The 16,031-nt window shown below is 60.1% G+C and carries 12 protein-coding genes; 11 read left to right on the top strand and 1 reads right to left on the bottom strand.

Annotated features, from left to right (window positions below):
* Nucleotides 1-114: 114 nt before the first annotated feature.
* The 10 genes from V7714_RS12820 (at nucleotide 115) to malE (V7714_RS12775) (ending at nucleotide 12,771) form a co-directional block, all read left to right on the top strand.
* A complete protein-coding gene (locus tag V7714_RS12820) occupies nucleotides 115-1,764 on the top strand; it encodes an alpha-glucosidase family protein (protein ID WP_335710085.1) in 1,650 nt (549 codons plus the stop codon).
* 53 nt (nucleotides 1,765-1,817) lie between these two features.
* On the top strand, nucleotides 1,818-2,915 hold the full coding sequence (locus V7714_RS12815; RefSeq protein ID WP_335710084.1) for an ABC transporter ATP-binding protein: 1,098 nt from the start codon (nucleotides 1,818-1,820) through the stop codon (nucleotides 2,913-2,915).
* Between the two features lie 62 nt (nucleotides 2,916-2,977).
* Nucleotides 2,978-4,156, top strand: a complete 1,179-nt coding sequence (gene malE / locus V7714_RS12810) for a maltose/maltodextrin ABC transporter substrate-binding protein MalE (protein ID WP_284195932.1) — start codon at nucleotides 2,978-2,980, stop codon at nucleotides 4,154-4,156.
* Nucleotides 4,157-4,308: 152 nt separating this feature from the next.
* Entirely contained in the window at nucleotides 4,309-5,835 is a 1,527-nt protein-coding gene (malF, locus tag V7714_RS12805; RefSeq protein ID WP_284195933.1) for a maltose ABC transporter permease MalF, read from the top strand.
* Between the two features lie 12 nt (nucleotides 5,836-5,847).
* On the top strand, nucleotides 5,848-6,738 hold the full coding sequence (gene malG, locus V7714_RS12800; protein ID WP_284195934.1) for a maltose ABC transporter permease MalG: 891 nt from the start codon (nucleotides 5,848-5,850) through the stop codon (nucleotides 6,736-6,738).
* A gap of 111 nt (nucleotides 6,739-6,849) precedes the next feature.
* Nucleotides 6,850-7,287 carry a pullulanase-associated domain-containing protein gene (locus V7714_RS12795; RefSeq protein ID WP_335710083.1) on the top strand — a complete coding sequence of 146 codons (438 nt, stop codon included), beginning with the start codon at nucleotides 6,850-6,852 and terminating at the stop codon, nucleotides 7,285-7,287.
* Nucleotides 7,288-7,361: 74 nt separating this feature from the next.
* Nucleotides 7,362-9,047: an alpha-amylase family glycosyl hydrolase gene (locus V7714_RS12790; RefSeq protein ID WP_335710082.1), complete on the top strand. Its 1,686-nt coding sequence runs from the start codon at nucleotides 7,362-7,364 to the stop codon at nucleotides 9,045-9,047.
* A gap of 44 nt (nucleotides 9,048-9,091) precedes the next feature.
* On the top strand, nucleotides 9,092-9,964 hold the full coding sequence (locus V7714_RS12785) for an aldo/keto reductase (RefSeq protein WP_335710081.1): 873 nt from the start codon (nucleotides 9,092-9,094) through the stop codon (nucleotides 9,962-9,964).
* A gap of 222 nt (nucleotides 9,965-10,186) precedes the next feature.
* The gene (gap, locus tag V7714_RS12780; protein ID WP_335710080.1) at nucleotides 10,187-11,200 is read left to right on the top strand and encodes a type I glyceraldehyde-3-phosphate dehydrogenase; all 1,014 of its coding nucleotides are present in this window, start codon (nucleotides 10,187-10,189) and stop codon (nucleotides 11,198-11,200) included.
* Nucleotides 11,201-11,517: 317 nt separating this feature from the next.
* On the top strand, nucleotides 11,518-12,771 hold the full coding sequence (gene malE, locus V7714_RS12775) for a maltose/maltodextrin ABC transporter substrate-binding protein MalE (protein ID WP_335710079.1): 1,254 nt from the start codon (nucleotides 11,518-11,520) through the stop codon (nucleotides 12,769-12,771).
* An 18-nt stretch (nucleotides 12,772-12,789) separates the two neighbouring features.
* On the opposite strand, the gene V7714_RS12770 is transcribed toward malE (V7714_RS12775), so the two are convergent.
* On the bottom strand, nucleotides 12,790-13,992 hold the full coding sequence (locus V7714_RS12770) for a GGDEF domain-containing protein (protein WP_335710078.1): 1,203 nt from the start codon (nucleotides 13,990-13,992) through the stop codon (nucleotides 12,790-12,792).
* Nucleotides 13,993-14,206: 214 nt separating this feature from the next.
* Here V7714_RS12770 and V7714_RS12765 point away from each other — a divergent pair, with 214 nt between their 5' ends.
* Entirely contained in the window at nucleotides 14,207-15,997 is a 1,791-nt protein-coding gene (locus tag V7714_RS12765) for an O-linked N-acetylglucosamine transferase, SPINDLY family protein (protein ID WP_335710077.1), read from the top strand.
* The last annotated feature ends 34 nt before the right edge of the window (nucleotides 15,998-16,031 follow it).

The following is a 16,031-nucleotide window of genomic DNA, read 5'->3' as shown; positions in this document are numbered from 1 at the left end:
GCGGGTACGCCCGCCTGTCGACTGCTGCGTATCTGTTCGCTGCGAACCCGGTCGCCTCGACGTCCTGCGTCGAGACGAGCGGCTTTGTCGCGTACCTGCACCCTGGTGAATGGCATGACTAGCAAGAAGAAAACGCAAGACTGGTGGCGCGGTGGCGTCATCTATCAGATCTATCCGCGCAGCTTTGCCGACAGCAACGGCGATGGCGTAGGCGATTTGGCGGGGATTACTGAAAAACTGCCTTATGTGGCCAGCCTGGGCGTGGATGCCATCTGGATATCGCCGATATTCAAGTCGCCGATGAAGGATTTTGGCTACGACGTCAGTGACTACTGCGATGTCGACCCCCTGTTTGGGGATCTGGCTGGGTTTGACCGGCTGGTGAGTACGGCCCATCAGTTGGGCTTGAAAGTCATGATAGACCAGGTGTTGAGCCATTGTTCCGACCAGCATGCCTGGTTCAAGGAGAGCCGGCAGAGTCGTGACAATGCCAAAGCCGACTGGTTTGTTTGGGCCGACGCGCAAGCCGATGGTACGCCCCCGAACAACTGGCTGTCGGTGTTCGGCGGCTCTGCCTGGCAGTGGGAGTCACGCCGCAGGCAGTATTTTCTGCACAATTTCCTCAGTAGCCAGCCCGACCTCAATTTCCACCATCCTGATGTCCAGGCCGCCATGCTGGACAGCATCCGTTTCTGGCTGGAGCGTGGGGTGGACGGTTTTCGCTTTGACGCCTGTAACTTTCATTTTCACGACCGCAAGCTGCGCAACAATCCGCCAGCCGAAGTGCGTGACAGCAAGACGGTCAGCGCAGACAACCCCTACGGCCTGCAGGCACACAAGCACGACAAGTCGCAGCCAGAGAACCTGGCCTTCCTGCAACGTGTAAGGGCCCTGCTGGACGAGTACGGCGCCGCTTCGGTAGGCGAGGTGGGTGATGACCATTCGCTCAAGCTGATGGCCCGCTACACCTCGGGCAGCGACAAGCTGCATATGGCCTACAGCTTCAATCTGCTGACACCGGATGGTTCGGCTGGCCATATACGCCAGCAGGTGGAGGAACTGGAAGCGCAGCTGGTCAAGACGGGCAAGAAAGAGGGCGGTGCCGGTTGGGGCTGCTGGAGCATAGGCAATCATGATGTGGCCCGGGTGCTGACCCGCTGGGGCAAGGGCGAGACCAGCCCGGCGCTGGCCAAGGTGCTGCTGGCCATGTCGGCCAGCCTCAAGGGCAGCCTCTGCATCTACCAAGGCGAAGAGCTGGCGCTGACCGAGGCGGAGATTCCGTTTGAGCTTTTGCAGGACCCCTACGGCATTACCTTCTGGCCGGAGTTCAAGGGCCGCGACGGTTGCCGCACACCCATGCCCTGGGAGGCCAAACGCAAGCATGGCGGTTTCTCTTCTGCCAAGCCCTGGCTGCCGGTACCCAAGGACCACCTGAGCCGCGCGGTAGACGTGCAAGATGGCGATGCGGGTTCTACGCTGAATTTCTACCGTGGCTTTCTGGCCTGGCGCAAGCAACAAGCCGTGCTCAAGGCCGGTGACATCGCCTTTATCAAGACCGACGAGCCTATCCTGGCCTTTACCCGCACCTTGGGCAAGCAGACTTGGCTATGCGCCTTCAACCTGGGCAGCACGCCGGTCGCGTTCAAACTGCCCAAGTCGTTGCGCTCTGCCAAGCCACTGGCAGGTCATGGCCTTGCTGGGGGCAGCATCGACGGTGAGCGGGTTGAGCTGGCGGGTTTTGGCGGGCTGTACGCCACCATTTGAACGAGACCTTCCCGATGAAAGGGAAGGGGAAACCAACAACGGAGCAGGCATCCATGTCCGACGTCGTATTGCGCGGCATACGCAAATCATTCGGTGATATCGAAACGCTGCATGGCATAGACCTTGATATCAAGGATGGGGAGTTCGTCGTTTTCGTGGGCCCGTCAGGCTGCGGCAAGTCGACTTTGTTGCGCACCATCGCCGGCCTGGAAGACATCACTTCCGGCGATCTCCATATCGGCGGCGAGCGTTGCAACGATACCCCGCCAGCCAAGCGCGGCGTGGCCATGGTGTTTCAGTCCTATGCGCTCTATCCGCACATGACGGTGGCCGAGAACATGGCTTTCGGTCTCAAGCTGGCCGGCGTGAGCAAGGAAGAGATGAAGCAGGCGGTGGATCGTGCTGCCCGGATACTGCAGATTGAACACCTGCTGGAGCGCAAGCCCAAGGCGCTGTCGGGCGGCCAGCGCCAACGCGTGGCCATAGGCCGGGCCATCGTGCGCAAGCCCAATGTCTTTCTGTTCGACGAGCCACTGTCGAACCTGGATGCCGCCTTGCGCGTGCAGATGCGCATCGAGATCACCAAGCTGCATCGCGAGCTGAATACCACCATGGTCTACGTGACGCACGATCAGGTCGAGGCCATGACGCTGGCTGACCGCATCGTGGTGCTCAATGCCGGCAATGTCGAGCAGGTGGGCTCGCCGCTGGAGCTTTACCACCATCCGCGCAATCTCTTTGTGGCGGGCTTTATCGGCTCGCCCAAGATGAACTTTGTCGAAGCCAAGCTGGCCGCCATTGGCGCCAACCAGGCCACGGTGCAACTGGCCGATGGCAGCATGGTGACGGTGGCGGTGGATGCCAGTGCAGGCCAGGTCGGCAGTAAGGTGACCTTGGGCATACGCCCGGAGCATTTCGAGTTTTCTGCCAGTGGCAACACCATCAGCGGTCAATTGATTGCGGTGGAGCATCTGGGCGAGGCCACCATCTGCTATCTGCAGGTGCCTGGCGCCAGCGAACACCTGGTGGTGCGTGCCGATGCCGAGCATGAGGCCAAACCGGGCGAAACCCTCAGCGTCCGCTTGCCGGAGACACGCTGCTACCTGTTTAACGAAGCTGGATTGGCTTTCCAGCGGGTAAAGAACTCGTAGAAAACGAGCTTGATGCATACAGCCGCGTAGCACCACCAAACCACAATACGTATGGAGTGATCATGACCCTGAATAAAACACTCATCGCTGCCCTGGTAGTGTCCTGCTTCGGTGCCGCCCAGGCAGCCGAGTCCGGCAAGCTGCTGCTGTGGATCAACGGCGACAAAGGCTACAAAGGCATCCAGCAGATAGGCGATGATTTTGCCAAGAAGGCTGGCGTGCCAGTGGCTGTTGAGCATCCCGAGGATGCACCGGGCAAGTTCCAGCAGGCTGCCGCCGCTGGCAAGGGCCCCGATATCTGGTGCTGGCCGCACGACCGGGCTGGTGAATGGGTGGGCGCTGGCCTCCTGAGCCCTGTTACGCCATCCAAGAAGATACGCGACGAGATCGACCCGCTGGCCTGGAAGGCCTTCACCATCGGTGGCAAGACCTGGGGCTACCCCATCTCCATCGAGGCCGTGGCCCTGGTGTACAACAAGGACCTGGTGCCCACGCCGCCCAAGAGCTTTGAGGAAATCGCCGCACTCGACAAGAAACTGTCGGCCAAGGGCAAGAAGGCCATTCTGTGGGACTACACCAATACCTACTTCACCTGGCCGCTGCTGGCTGCAGGCGGTGGCTACCCCTTCAAGATGAAGGCAGATGGCACCTATGACGCCACCGATACCGGCGTGAACAACGCCGGTGCATTGAAGGGTGCCGAGACGCTGAAGAAGCTGATCGATGGCGGCGTGATGCCCAAGGGCGCCGGCTACGCCGAGATGGAAGCAGGCATGGCCAAGGGCAATGTTGCCATGATGATCAACGGCCCCTGGTCGTGGGACAACCTGAAGAACGCCAAGATCAACTTTGGCGTGGCACCTATCCCCACCGTGGCCGGTAAGAAGGCTGCACCGTTCGTGGGCGTGCTGGGCTGCATGGTCAACCGCGCTTCGCCCAACAAGGAAGTAGCGGTCGATTTCATCGAAAACCACCTGCTGTCGCTCAATGGCCTGAAGACCATCAACGCGGATGTGCCGCTGGGTACGCCTGCCAACAAGAACCTGTTCAAGGAGCTGGCTGGCGACCCCAATATCAAGGCCACCATGGCTTCGGCCCAGGCTGGCAACCCCATGCCCAACAATGCCGAGATGGGCCGCTTCTGGTCGTCCATGGCATCGGCACTGCAGAACATCACCGGTGGCCGTCAGTCGCCCAAGGATGGCCTGGATGCTGCCGCCAAGCGCATCAAGGGTGAGTAAGCAGGAAGCCTGGCCGTTCCAACAGGAAGGGTAGGGTGCAGTCAGGGCGGCAATCAGCATGCAGCCGCCCTGCCGGCCTTCCGCAAGGGAGGCCTTTGCTGAGCGGGCTGTAACCAGCACGTTCAGCAAAGACAAAGGGAGTGACAACAAGCATGGCGCGCAAGCTGGAACACTGGATATTGCTCTTGGCCGCAGGCCTGACCCTGCTGGCGGGGCTGTTCCTCACCTTCAAGATGTACGCTGCGGGGCAACCCCTGCTGGCAACGGTTTGCCTGGCTACGCTGGGCTTGGCCACTTATATCTACAGCACCGGTAGGGCCTATGCCTTCCGTTATCTGTTTCCTGGCTTGCTGGCCGTGGTGGTGTTTGTACTGTTCCCACTGGCCTACACCTTTACCATCGGCTTTACCAACTACAGCTCCAAGAACCTGCTGAGCCCTGAGCGCGCCAAGCAGTACTTTCTGGATGAAACCTATGTGGTGGATGGAGAAAGCTATGCCTTTACCCTGCATAGCGACGGTGCAGCCTACCGCATACGCCTGGAGAACGAGAACGGCGATGTCTTTGTCACCGATGCCCTGGCGCTGAAGCAGGCGACACCGCTGAGCGTGCCGGCGCATAGGCTGGAAGCGGCCGAAGCCCCCCTGAGCGAGCCGGCTGATACCAAGACGCTGATCCAGAACCTCAAGGTACTCAAGCTGGTATCGGTCACACTGCCCAGTGGCTTGGTGGCCAGTGCATCCGGCCTGCGCGAGTTCGCGCCGGTGCGCAAGCTCTACCAGCCGCTGGCCAATGGCGAGCTGAAGAACCAGCAGGACGGCAGCATCATCAAGCCCAATTTCGAGACCGGCTTCTATGAAACAGCAGCAGGCGAGCCGCTGCAACCCGGTTTCAAGGTCGGCATAGGCTGGGCCAATTTCAAGCGCATCTTCACCGATAGTTCCTTCAGTGAGCCCTTCCTGCGCATCTTTGGCTGGACGGTGGTGTTTGCCGGCCTGACCGTGCTGTTCGCCTTCTCGGTGGGTATCGTGCTGGCCGTGCTGATGAGCTGGGAGGCACTGCGATTCCGCAAGCTGTACAGCATCTTTCTGTTTCTGCCCTATGCCGTGCCGGCGTTTATCTCCATCCTGGTATTCAAAGGGCTGTTCAGCGAGAACGCGGGGGAGATCAACCTGATCCTGCAGTCCTTGTTCGGCATCAAACCCAACTGGTTTACCGATCCCTTCCTCGCCAAGGTCATGATCCTGATCGTCAATACCTGGCTGGGCTTTCCCTACATGATGTTGCTGAGCATGGGTCTGATCAAGGCGATACCGGCCGATCTGTATGAGGCATCGGCGATCGCCGGGGCCGGGCCGTTCACCAACTTCTTCAAGATCACGCTGCCCTTGATCGTGAAACCGATCACGCCCTTGCTGATTGCTGCTTTTGCCTTCAATTTCAACAACTTTGTCTTGATTGCACTGCTGACCAACGGCCGCCCGGATTTCCTGGATACGGCTGTACCTGCGGGCACCACCGATTTGCTGGTGTCTTATACCTATCGCATCGCCTTTCAGGATTCCGGCCAGGACTTTGGCCTGGCTGCGGCTATCTCGACCGTGGTGTTCCTGATGGTTGCCTTCCTGTCCATCATCAATCTGCGGCTCACCAAGGTGAACCAGACCGAAACCCGCTGAGGATTACGCATCGTGGCCGTCGTTCTTGATAAATCACATCGCTGGCGCGTTGTTGCCGCCCACCTGGGGCTGATCTGCTTTATCGCGCTGATCATGTTCCCCTTTCTCATGATCCTGCTGATCAGCCTGCGCCCGGGTAATTTCTCGACCGGTGATCTGATCCCCAGCCAGATCAGCCTGGAGCACTGGAAGCTGGTATTGGGTATTCCCTACCAGGCGGCTGATGGCCGATTGGTGGAGCCGGAGTTCCCGGTACTGCTATGGCTCTGGAACTCCATCAAGGTGGCTGCCTTGTCTGGCCTGATCGGCCTATTGCTGTCGACTACCTGTGCCTATGCTTTTGCCCGCATGCGCTTTGCCTTCAAGGCACAGTTGATCAACAGCCTGATGCTGGTGCAGATGTTCCCCACCGTGCTGGCCTTGGTGGCGATCTATGCCATCTTCGACCAGATAGGTGGCTATGTGCCCTGGCTGGGCCTGGACACCCACGGCGGCCTGATCCTGGCCTATACCGGCGGCATTGCCCTGCACATCTGGACCATTAAGGGCTACTTCGACACCATCCCGGTCGAGATAGAGGAAGCCGCCAAGGTCGATGGTGCGACGCCATTCCAGGCCTTTCGCTATGTGTTGCTGCCCATGGCCGTTCCCATCCTGATGGTGGTGTTCCTGCTGGCCTTTATCCAGGGCGTCAACGAGTACCCCATCGCCTCGGTGCTGCTCAAGCAGCAGGATCAACTGACCATTGCCGTGGGGATCAAGATGTTCCTGTACGAACAGAAGTACTTCTGGGGTGACTTTGCCGCCGCAGCCATCTTGTCGGGCTTGCCGATCTCCATCGTCTTCCTGCTGGCTCAGCGCTGGATGACGTCGGGACTCACGGCTGGCGGTGTCAAGGGATAAGAGCCTGTTCACGATCAGCATACAGGTAGGGCGATGCAGAGATTGCTGCGGATGACCGCAGGGCATGACAAGAAATCAGTACCAAACCAAGACCAATACGGAGTGATGACCATGCTGAACAAACGTAAATTGATCAAGACCTTGCTGGCCACATTGATGCTGGCAGCTTTGCCTGCTGCGGCCGACAACCCGCCGGAAGGCATGGTGGATATTCATTACCATCGCCCCGATGGCAAGTATGAAAACTGGGGCCTGCATGCCTGGAAGCGCGCACCGGGTGCCAGCGACCAGCCCCTGGAGGGCGTAAGTTGGTTCAGCCCCCTGACCCCGACCGGCAAGGATGAGTTCGGCGTGTACTGGCGCCTGGCCATCAAGGATTTTGGTAGCACCGGCAAGGTGCATTACATCATCCACAAGGGTGATGTGAAGGAGCAGAAGGGCAAGGACATGAGCTTCGATACCAAGGAGATCAAGGATGCCTATGTGGTTTCGGGCAACCCAGCCATTTTCAAGAGCAAGGCCGAGGCGCAAGCTGCCGTAGGCAAGTAAGCCACCCCATCTGGATAGGCGGGCGCCGGTTGGCCCGCCCTTTTGCTCCGCTAGTCCTGCCTGATAAAGCTGCCATGACACGTACCTTGCTTGCCACATCGCTCTCACTGATCTGCCTCTTGGCCCAGGCCGCCGAACCTGTCGCCACCCCCATCGGCGCTGCAGGGGCGCCCAAAAGCAGCTTTGCCACCAATCCCATCGTCTATTTCGCCATTACCGACCGCTTCTACAATGGCAACCCCGCCAATGACCAGAGCTATGGACGCAAGCCCGATGGTGCCAAGGAAATCGGCACTTTCCACGGTGGCGATCTGGCAGGGTTGACTGTCAAGCTCAAGGAAGGCTATTTCCGGAACCTGGGAGTCAATGCGATCTGGATCACGGCGCCCTATGAGCAGATACGGGGCTGGGTACAGGGCGGCAAGGAAGAGTTCAAGCACTATGCCTACCACGGCTACTTTGCCCTGGATTACACGGTGCTCGACAAGAACATGGGCACGCCCGATGAGTTGCGGGAGTTCGTTGATACGGCGCATGCCCAAGGTGTCAGGGTGCTGTTCGATATCGTGATGAACCACCCTGGCTATCTGGATATCGAGACGGCCCATCAGCTGAATATACCTGTGCTGTGGAAGGGGGCCTACGAGCAATACACGCTCAAGGACTATCACGGCTGGATAGACTACAACGCCGACCGCAAGCAATGGGCCGAATGGTGGGGCGGCGACTGGGTGCGTGCGGGCCTCAACGGCTATACCGCCGCTGGTAGCAGCGACCTGACCATGCAACTGGCCTACCTGCCCGATTTCAAGACAGAACAGGCCAAGGCGGTAGGCTTGCCGGCTTTCCTGAAAAAGAAAACGGATACCGGCGCGGTAGCTTTACCCAACGCGACGGTGCGTGATTACCTTGTGACCTGGTTGACCAACTGGGTGCGCGACTATGGTGTGGACGGTTTTCGGGTTGATACGGCCAAGCATGTGGAAATGGCATCCTGGCAGGCGTTGAAGCAGGCAGGAAATGCGGCCCTGGCTGAATGGAAGGCCAAGAACCCGCAGAAGAAAATAGACGATGCACCATTCTGGATGGTGGGCGAGGTATTTCCGCACGCTGTTGAACGCACGGCCTATTTCGACAACGGTTTTGACAGCCTGATCAATTTCGACTTGCAGGATCGCAAGCTGGATGATCCGCTGGAACTGGACCGCTTGTATGGTGACTACGCCCGCAAGCTGGCAGCCGGCAGCAGTGAGGGCAAGGCCTTCGATGTGCTGTCTTATTTGTCGTCGCACGATACCCGGCTGTACAAACGTGATCAGCTGATTACCGCAGGCACCGCCCTGTTGCTGGCACCCGGCGGCGTGCAGATCTTCTACGGGGATGAAACGGCCCGGCCGGATGGCCCGGCCAGCGCTGGCGACCCACAGCAATCCACCCGTTCCAGCATGAATTGGGCGTCGCCCAACACCGCCGTATTGGCCCATTGGCAGAAGCTGGGCCAGTTCCGCGCCCGCCACCCGGCGCTGGCACGCGGTGTGCATCGCAAACTGAGCGACGAGCCCTATGCCTTCAGCCGCATCCATGGCGATGACAGGGTCGTTGCTGCGCCGTTTGCCAAGGGTGAGGTCAGCATATCGGTAGCGCATGTTTACAAGGATGGCCAGATGGTCCGCGATGCCTACAGCGGCACCACCGCCAAGGTGGAGGGCGGCATGGTGAAGCTGCTGGCACAGGGCCCGGTGCTGCTGGAAACACAATAAGGTGGGGCAACACACCGCAATATGATCAACGAGGACAGAACATCGTGAGCACTGCAAACTCCCGGCTCATACTGGGTATCTGGCGCATCGCCGATTGGCAGATGCGCTCCAGCCAGGTGGCCGATCTGGTGGAGGGCTGCCTGGATATCGGCATCGACACCTTCGATCTGGCCGATATCTATGCCGACTACCGTTGCGAGGCCTTGTTCGGTGAGGCCTTGGCCAGCCGGCCTGCACTCAAGTCGCGTATCAAGCTGATCTCCAAGTGCGGTATCGCGCTGGTAAGCCCAAACCGGCCGCAGCACCGAGTCAAGCACTACAACACCAGCAGCGCGCATATCGTGGCCTCGGCCGAGCATTCGCTGGCGCAGATGGGGGGGGAGCAGCTGGAGATGCTGTTGATCCACAGGCCTGACCCCTTGATGGATGCTGACGAGATCGCCGAGGCGTTCTTTCAACTCAAGCAGGCGGGCAAGGTCGCGCAATTTGGTGTCTCCAACTTCCTGCCGCACCAGCTGGAACTGCTGCAGAGTCGCCTGGATGAACCTCTGGCCGCCAACCAGGTGGAAGTTTCGCTGCTGCATACCGATACCCTGTTCGACGGTACGCTGGACCAATGCCAGCGCCTGCGTATCAAGCCGCAGGCCTGGTCGCCATTGGGGGGAGGCAGGCTGTCGGCAGAGCCGGTAGAGACACCCTTGGGGCAGGTGCTGACGCGGCTGGGTGCGGAGCTGGGCGTCAGCCGTGAGCAATTGGCTATCGCCTGGCTGCTGCGCCATCCAGCCGGGATACAGCCGGTACTGGGCAGCGGCAAGCTGGATCGCTTGCAACAGTTGGCGGCTGCGCAGGAGATTGTGTTGGACAGGCAGCAGTGGTTTGAACTGCTCGAAGCTGCCATGGGCCGCCCCATGCCTTGACGATGACCGCTCAGGCCAGGGTGGCCAGGCGTACTTACTCCGTCGCCGCCCATCAATGACCTGAGCGCATAACTAGGCTCCCAGATAGCGTCGCGCAGCCTTGGTGGCTGGGCGAAATACGGAGTGAAACGGTCGTTACGGCCGGTCCGTCAACAGAAGCAGAGCGCCCAAGACGGCGCCGCACTATCCAAGTCCATAGGCACAACAGTCTGGAGCAATACAATGACCATCCGCATCGCCATCAACGGCTACGGCCGCATAGGCCGCAATGTCTTACGTGGCCTCTATGAACACAACCGCCGCGACGAATTCGAGATTGTCGCCATCAACAACCTCGGGGAGATCGAGGTCAATGCCCATCTGACTGAATACGACACCGTCCATGGTCGTTTCCAGGCAGAAGTGGGTTACGAAGGGGATCACCTGCTGGTGAATGGTGACCGCATACGCTACCTGAGCGTGCGCGATCCGGCCCAGTTACCCTGGAAGGACCTTGATGTCGATGTGGTGTTCGAGTGCACCGGCCTGTTCACCAGCAAGGCCAAGGCCAGTGCGCACCTGGCTGCGGGTGCCAAGAAGGTGGTGATCTCCGCACCGGGCGGTGATGATGTCGATGCCACCATCGTGTTCGGGGTGAACGAGCAGGTGTTGAAGGCCGAGCACACGGTAATCTCTAATGCCAGTTGCACCACCAATTGCCTGGCGCCGCTGGTGGCGCCGCTGCATGCCGCGCTGGGGGTGGAAATGGGGCTGATGACCACGGTGCACAGCTACACCAATGATCAGGTGCTGACCGACCTTTACCACAGCGATCTGCGCCGTGCCCGTTCGGCGACCATGTCCATGATACCAACCAAGACCGGTGCAGCGGCCGCCATAGGCCTGGTGATACCGGAGCTGGCTGGCAAGCTGGATGGCCTGGCTGTACGCGTGCCGACCATCAATGTCTCGCTGGTTGACTTTGTCTTTACGGCCAGCCGCGATACCAGCGTGAGCGAAGTCAACGAGATACTCAAGCAGGCTGCTGCAGCGAGCCGCGATGGCATTCTCACTTATGTGACCAAGCCCCTTGTGTCCGTCGATTTCAACCATAACCGCGCCTCGTCGAACTTCGATTCGTCACAGACCAAGGTAAGCAACAAGCGCCTGGTCAAGGTCATGGCCTGGTACGACAACGAATGGGGCTATTCCAACCGTATGCTGGATACCTGCAAGGCGTTGATGCAAGCACGCTGAGCGGTAGCTGCACCCCCACATGACCGCGCGGGCCATGACCTGCGCGGCATGTCGGCACCCTCAGTGCCGAAGCGCGGTGAGAGCCTGTTGTGAACTGAAATCTTGGATGGGTGGCGGCTGGGGGCGAAGCAGGCGCCAGGGCAACCCTGGCGCTGGACGTCAGTGTAGCCGGAGCCAGTAGGCTCTACTCTGATTGAGCCCATACCCCCCGCCCTTGCCGCCGCGAGGGAGCCTCGCTGACGCTCGTTGTCATCTGGAATACGTTCATCACAGGCTCTTGGCGCGCTATCCCCAACCATCACCGGAGTGATAACCCCATGACTAACCGTTCCCACGGTGTAGCGGGCATGCTTGCGTCCCGAGCATGCCCCGTTGCCGTTTCTTCCCGTCGTATCGTGCTGAAAACCTTGCTGGGTATTGCTGCCAGCGCCTGTCTGCTGAGCCCGGCCATGGCTGCCGGCAAGCAGTTGACGGTCTGGATCAATGGCGACAAGGGCTATGAAGGTATAGAGAAGATTGGCAAGCTCTACACCAAGCAGACAGGCATCATCGTCAAGGTCGAGCACCCCGATGATGCACCGACCCGGTTTCAGCAGGAGGCGCTGGCTGGCAATGGCCCTGATATCTGGATCTGGCCGCATGACCGCATTGGTGAGTGGATCAAGCTAGGGTTGCTGACACCCATCAATCCGACCGAGGAGGCCCGCCGCAATATCGTCTCGGTGGCTTGGGATGCGTTTACCGTAGGTGGCAAGACCTGGGGCTACCCCTTATCGGTTGAGACGGTCAGCCTGATCTACAACAAGGCCCTGATCAAGACCCCGCCCAAGAGCTTTGAGGAAATACCGGCACTGGATACCCAGCTACAGAAGCGCGGGGCCAGGGCCATCTTGTGGGACTACAACAACACCTACTTTACCTGGCCCTTGATGGCTGCGAATGGGGGGTATCCGTTCTTCCGCGATATCAAGGGCAACTATGACGCCCGCGATACCGGTGTCGCCAAACCCGGTGCGGTGGCGGGCCTGGAAACACTGGCCATGCTGATCAACAAGGGGGTCATGCCCAAGGGCGCCAGCTACGGCCAGATGGAAGAGGCCATGCGCAATGGCAAGCTGGGGATGATGATCAGCGGCCCCTGGGCCTGGGAAGGGTTGCGGGAGGCCAAGATCAACTTCGGCGTGGCCCCCATACCCAGCGTGAAGGGCAAGCCTTCGCGACCTTTTGTGGGGGTGCTGGGCGCCATGATCAATGCCAAGAGCCGCAACAAGAAGGAGGCGCTGGCTTTCCTGGAGCAGCACCTGCTCAAGCTGGATGGCCTGAAAGCCATGAACGAGGCTGTGCCGCTAGGTGTGCCGGCGGATATCACGCTGTTCTGGCAACTCTACAATGACGAAAATATCCGTAACTCCATGGATAACATCCATCTGGGCAAGCCCATGCCGTCCAACCCGGAGATGGGCAAGTTCTGGTCTGCCATGGCGACAGCACTACCACAGGTGACTGATGGCAACGTTAAGCCACAAGAGGCCATGGTAACGGCTGCCAAGCAGATCGCTGCGCCCAAGTAAGCCATGCTGCACCCAGCGCTACATGCTGCGCTGGCCGTCAAGGGGTGTGCCGGGTATGTCAACGACTACCCGGTTACGCCCCGCCTGCTTGGCCCGGTAGAGGGCTTCATCTGCCGCCTTGAGCAGATCATCCGCTGTCAGCCCAGACCCTGGAGCACGTTGGGCGAGACCCAGGCTGATGGTGAGATGCCCCAGTTCGCTACCCATATGGGGCAGGGCCTGTACGGCAATGGCGTTGCGCAGCTGCTCGCCCATATGGGGCAGCTCCTGGGTGGCGGGGTTGAACCACAGCAATACGAATTCTTCACCGCCGTAGCGGGCGGCGATATCCAACGGCCGCCTGGCGTGCCGGTTGATGGTGTCGGCAACTAGTTGCAGCACCTTGTCCCCGCCAGCGTGCCCGTAGTAGTCGTTGTAACGCTTGAAGTAGTCCACGTCGATCATGGCGAGCACCAATGATCGCTGCTCACGCTGCGCCTGGCGCCAGGCGCGCTCCAGATGGGTGTTGAAGGCGCGCCGGTTGTAGAGCCCGGTCAGGCCATCGTGCTCGGCCAGCTCATGCAGCAGGGCATTGACCAGAAAGGTTGTGCGGGTGCCGTACTCAAGAAAATAACTACCGGTTGCGCCTACGATATTGGCGGTCAGCATAAAGGCACCGTGATACAGCTGTAGCGTTGTATCGGGCTGCAGGGCGGACTCCATGGCCAGAAAACCGGCCAGGGTAATGGCATTGATCAGCAGGGCATGCCACCACTGCAGGCTGGCGATAAAGTAGATAAACAAGGCCACCAGTAGTATGCCCTCATACGGCAAGGGGTAGTCACGTGCCAGTGCAACGCCGATAACACCAACCGTTCCCAGGCCTGTCAGCAGGGCTGACAAGCAGACTGCCCACTGCAGGTAAGCGCGCCACCGCTGTTGATAGCTGAGCCAGAGGGTAATGGCAAAGGCCGGGATGATCAGCCCCAGCCTGATGGGTACGGTGCGCTCCCAGATGGTGGAGGGCAGGGTGGTAAGGTCGATCAGCACGAACAGAGCAAACAGCGTGATGGCCATGCCGCCTGCCCAACGCAGACGTGACATATGGGTATCTACATGGAATTGACGGAAGGCCTGCTCAAGCTGAGGCGTAAACCGTAGCCAACGGTAGCCGTGCAGCATCGCGTCCCGGTAGGGCGAGGGGCTGGTTTTGTCGAGTAGGTCTGGGTCGATCTGCAGCATCGTGGGGCTTTACTCGTGTCTATCGGCAGGGCTACGAAACCCATCCCGCTATCTTGCATCCATGCCTTGCCAGCCTGCTTGGGCCGGCCCGGAGGTGCTTACTTAGGGAGGACGGTCTGCCGTATGCATCCTGCATCACCCAGGGGCGATGGCGTTACCAAGCTTTAGTGTAGTGCGTTAAAGTGCCGACCCAACATCAAAACTCGGGGCGAGCATGAACCAGGCGTGGGCGGCGATATTGCGTAAGCTCGGTGTGCACAGCGGTGTGCTGGCGGCTGGGCGTCGATTGCTGGCTGCAGAGCGCTACGAGGCTGCGGAAATCTATTTGCAACTGGCCAGCAGGATGGCCCCCAAGCACGCCGCCACCTGGTTGGCGCTGGGCACCTGCCTGCAATGCAGGCACTGCAATGTGGCGGCCATGGCAGCCTTGGAAACAGCACTGGAGCTGGCTCCTGACCTGGAAGAAGCTGAGCAGCGCCTGGGCCATGCAGCCATCGAGGCCGCGCGCTGGCCGGAGGCAATAACCCGCTTTTCCGCCTTGCTGGCCCGCCACCCTGGCTCGGCCGAATATCATTACCACCTGGCGAATGCCCATGCTGGTGCCGGGCAGCTGCATGATGCAGTGGAGCACTACCGGGCTGCACTGGCTATCGAGGAGGTGGCCTCCAGCCATAATGGCTTGGGCCTGGTGTTGTCCGAACTGGGCCGACAGGCCGAAAGCCTGCCACATTTCCGGCGTGCGGCGGAGTTGTCGGACAAGCCGACTTACCTCTCCAACTTGCTGTTTACCCTGTGCTATGACGATACGCTCGATCCTGCCGCGCTCTACCAGGTCCATTTGCAACAGGCCGCACGCTTGCCCGCTGAGCAAGTACGGCGCTGGAAGCAGGATTGGCGCCCAGAACGCAAGCTGCGCGTAGGCTATGTATCTCCGGACATGCGGCATCACCCTGTGGCCTATTTTGTTGAGCCGGTTTTCCGCGAGCATGATCGCAAACAGTACGACGTCTATGTGTATTCCACCCAGCGACAGCTGGCCAGCGACACCACCACACGATTGTCGGGCTTGGCTGATTACTGGCGGGAGTTTGACGATGCCGAGGCCGAGGCCGTGGCAGAGGCCATACTGGCAGACAGGATCGATATTCTGGTCGACCTAGCCGGGCACACAGGCAACAACAGCCTGGTGTTGATGGCCCGCCGTCTGGCGCCCGTGCAGGTTACCTGGCTGGGCTATCTCAACACGACCGGCCTTGCCAGCATGGACTACCGCCTGACGGACGCGGTGGCCTGTCCGCCGCAATTTGCCCGGGCCCTGCATAGCGAACAGCTGGCGTATCTACCCGATTCGCAATGGTGCTATCAACCACCCGCCGATGCACCCGAAGTGGTCGACACGCCATGCCTGGTGGGGCAGGGCGTTACTTTTGGCGCCCTGCACAATCCCGCCAAGATTGGCACGGCAGTTATTCGGCTGTGGGCCGACCTGCTATTGGCCGTGCCGGACTCCCGCCTGCTGATCGCGGCAAGGGGTTTTGCCCGCATTGCAGATGAGACGCGCGCCCGCTTTGCTGCATTGGGCGTGGCGCCAGAGCGCATCGTGATACGTGATCGCGCGCCTTTTCACGATTATCTGGCCATGCACGGCCAGATTGACATCAACCTGGATACCTTTCCCTATACCGGCGGTACAACCACCTGCCATTCGCTCTGGATGGGGGTGCCGGTGCTGACCTTGGCCTGCGATACCGTGATGGGGCGTGGCGGTGCCAGTGCCTTGAGCGCCGTGGGCCTGAGCGACTGGATCGCTGACAGTAGGGAGGCTTTCGTACAGCGCGCGTTGGCCCAGTTGCAGGATCGGGCGGCGCTCAACCAGCTACGCCTGGGGCTCAGGGAGCGCATGGCGCGCTCACCCTTGATGGATGGCACCCGGTTTACCCGCGCCCTGGAGCAGCAGTATCGGGTGATGTGGCAACGGCGCTGTGAACAGGAGCGAGCGATATGAAAAGACCGCCTGTCGGCGGTCTGTCTGCTTGAGG

Source organism: Chitinimonas sp. JJ19 (assembly GCF_036961565.1).
In the GTDB taxonomy this organism is placed as follows: Bacteria; Pseudomonadota; Gammaproteobacteria; order Burkholderiales; family Chitinimonadaceae; genus Chitinimonas.
Note: the sequence above shows the minus strand (reverse complement) of the source record. Positions and strands in the feature narration are given on the sequence as shown.

Bases quoted from the DNA above. Each gene is read 5' to 3' on its own strand.
- V7714_RS12820 (WP_335710085.1), top strand. From the start codon at position 115: ATGACTAGCAAGAAGAAAACGCAAGACTGGTGGCGCGGTGGCGTCATC.
- V7714_RS12815 (WP_335710084.1), top strand. From the start codon at position 1,818: ATGTCCGACGTCGTATTGCGCGGCATACGCAAATCATTCGGTGATATC.
- malE (WP_284195932.1), top strand. From the start codon at position 2,978: ATGACCCTGAATAAAACACTCATCGCTGCCCTGGTAGTGTCCTGCTTC.
- malF (WP_284195933.1), top strand. From the start codon at position 4,309: ATGGCGCGCAAGCTGGAACACTGGATATTGCTCTTGGCCGCAGGCCTG.
- V7714_RS12795 (WP_335710083.1), top strand. From the start codon at position 6,850: ATGCTGAACAAACGTAAATTGATCAAGACCTTGCTGGCCACATTGATG.
- V7714_RS12790 (WP_335710082.1), top strand. From the start codon at position 7,362: ATGACACGTACCTTGCTTGCCACATCGCTCTCACTGATCTGCCTCTTG.
- gap (WP_335710080.1), top strand. From the start codon at position 10,187: ATGACCATCCGCATCGCCATCAACGGCTACGGCCGCATAGGCCGCAAT.
- malE (WP_335710079.1), top strand. From the start codon at position 11,518: ATGACTAACCGTTCCCACGGTGTAGCGGGCATGCTTGCGTCCCGAGCA.
- V7714_RS12770 (WP_335710078.1), bottom strand. From the start codon at position 13,992: ATGCTGCAGATCGACCCAGACCTACTCGACAAAACCAGCCCCTCGCCC.
- V7714_RS12765 (WP_335710077.1), top strand. From the start codon at position 14,207: ATGAACCAGGCGTGGGCGGCGATATTGCGTAAGCTCGGTGTGCACAGC.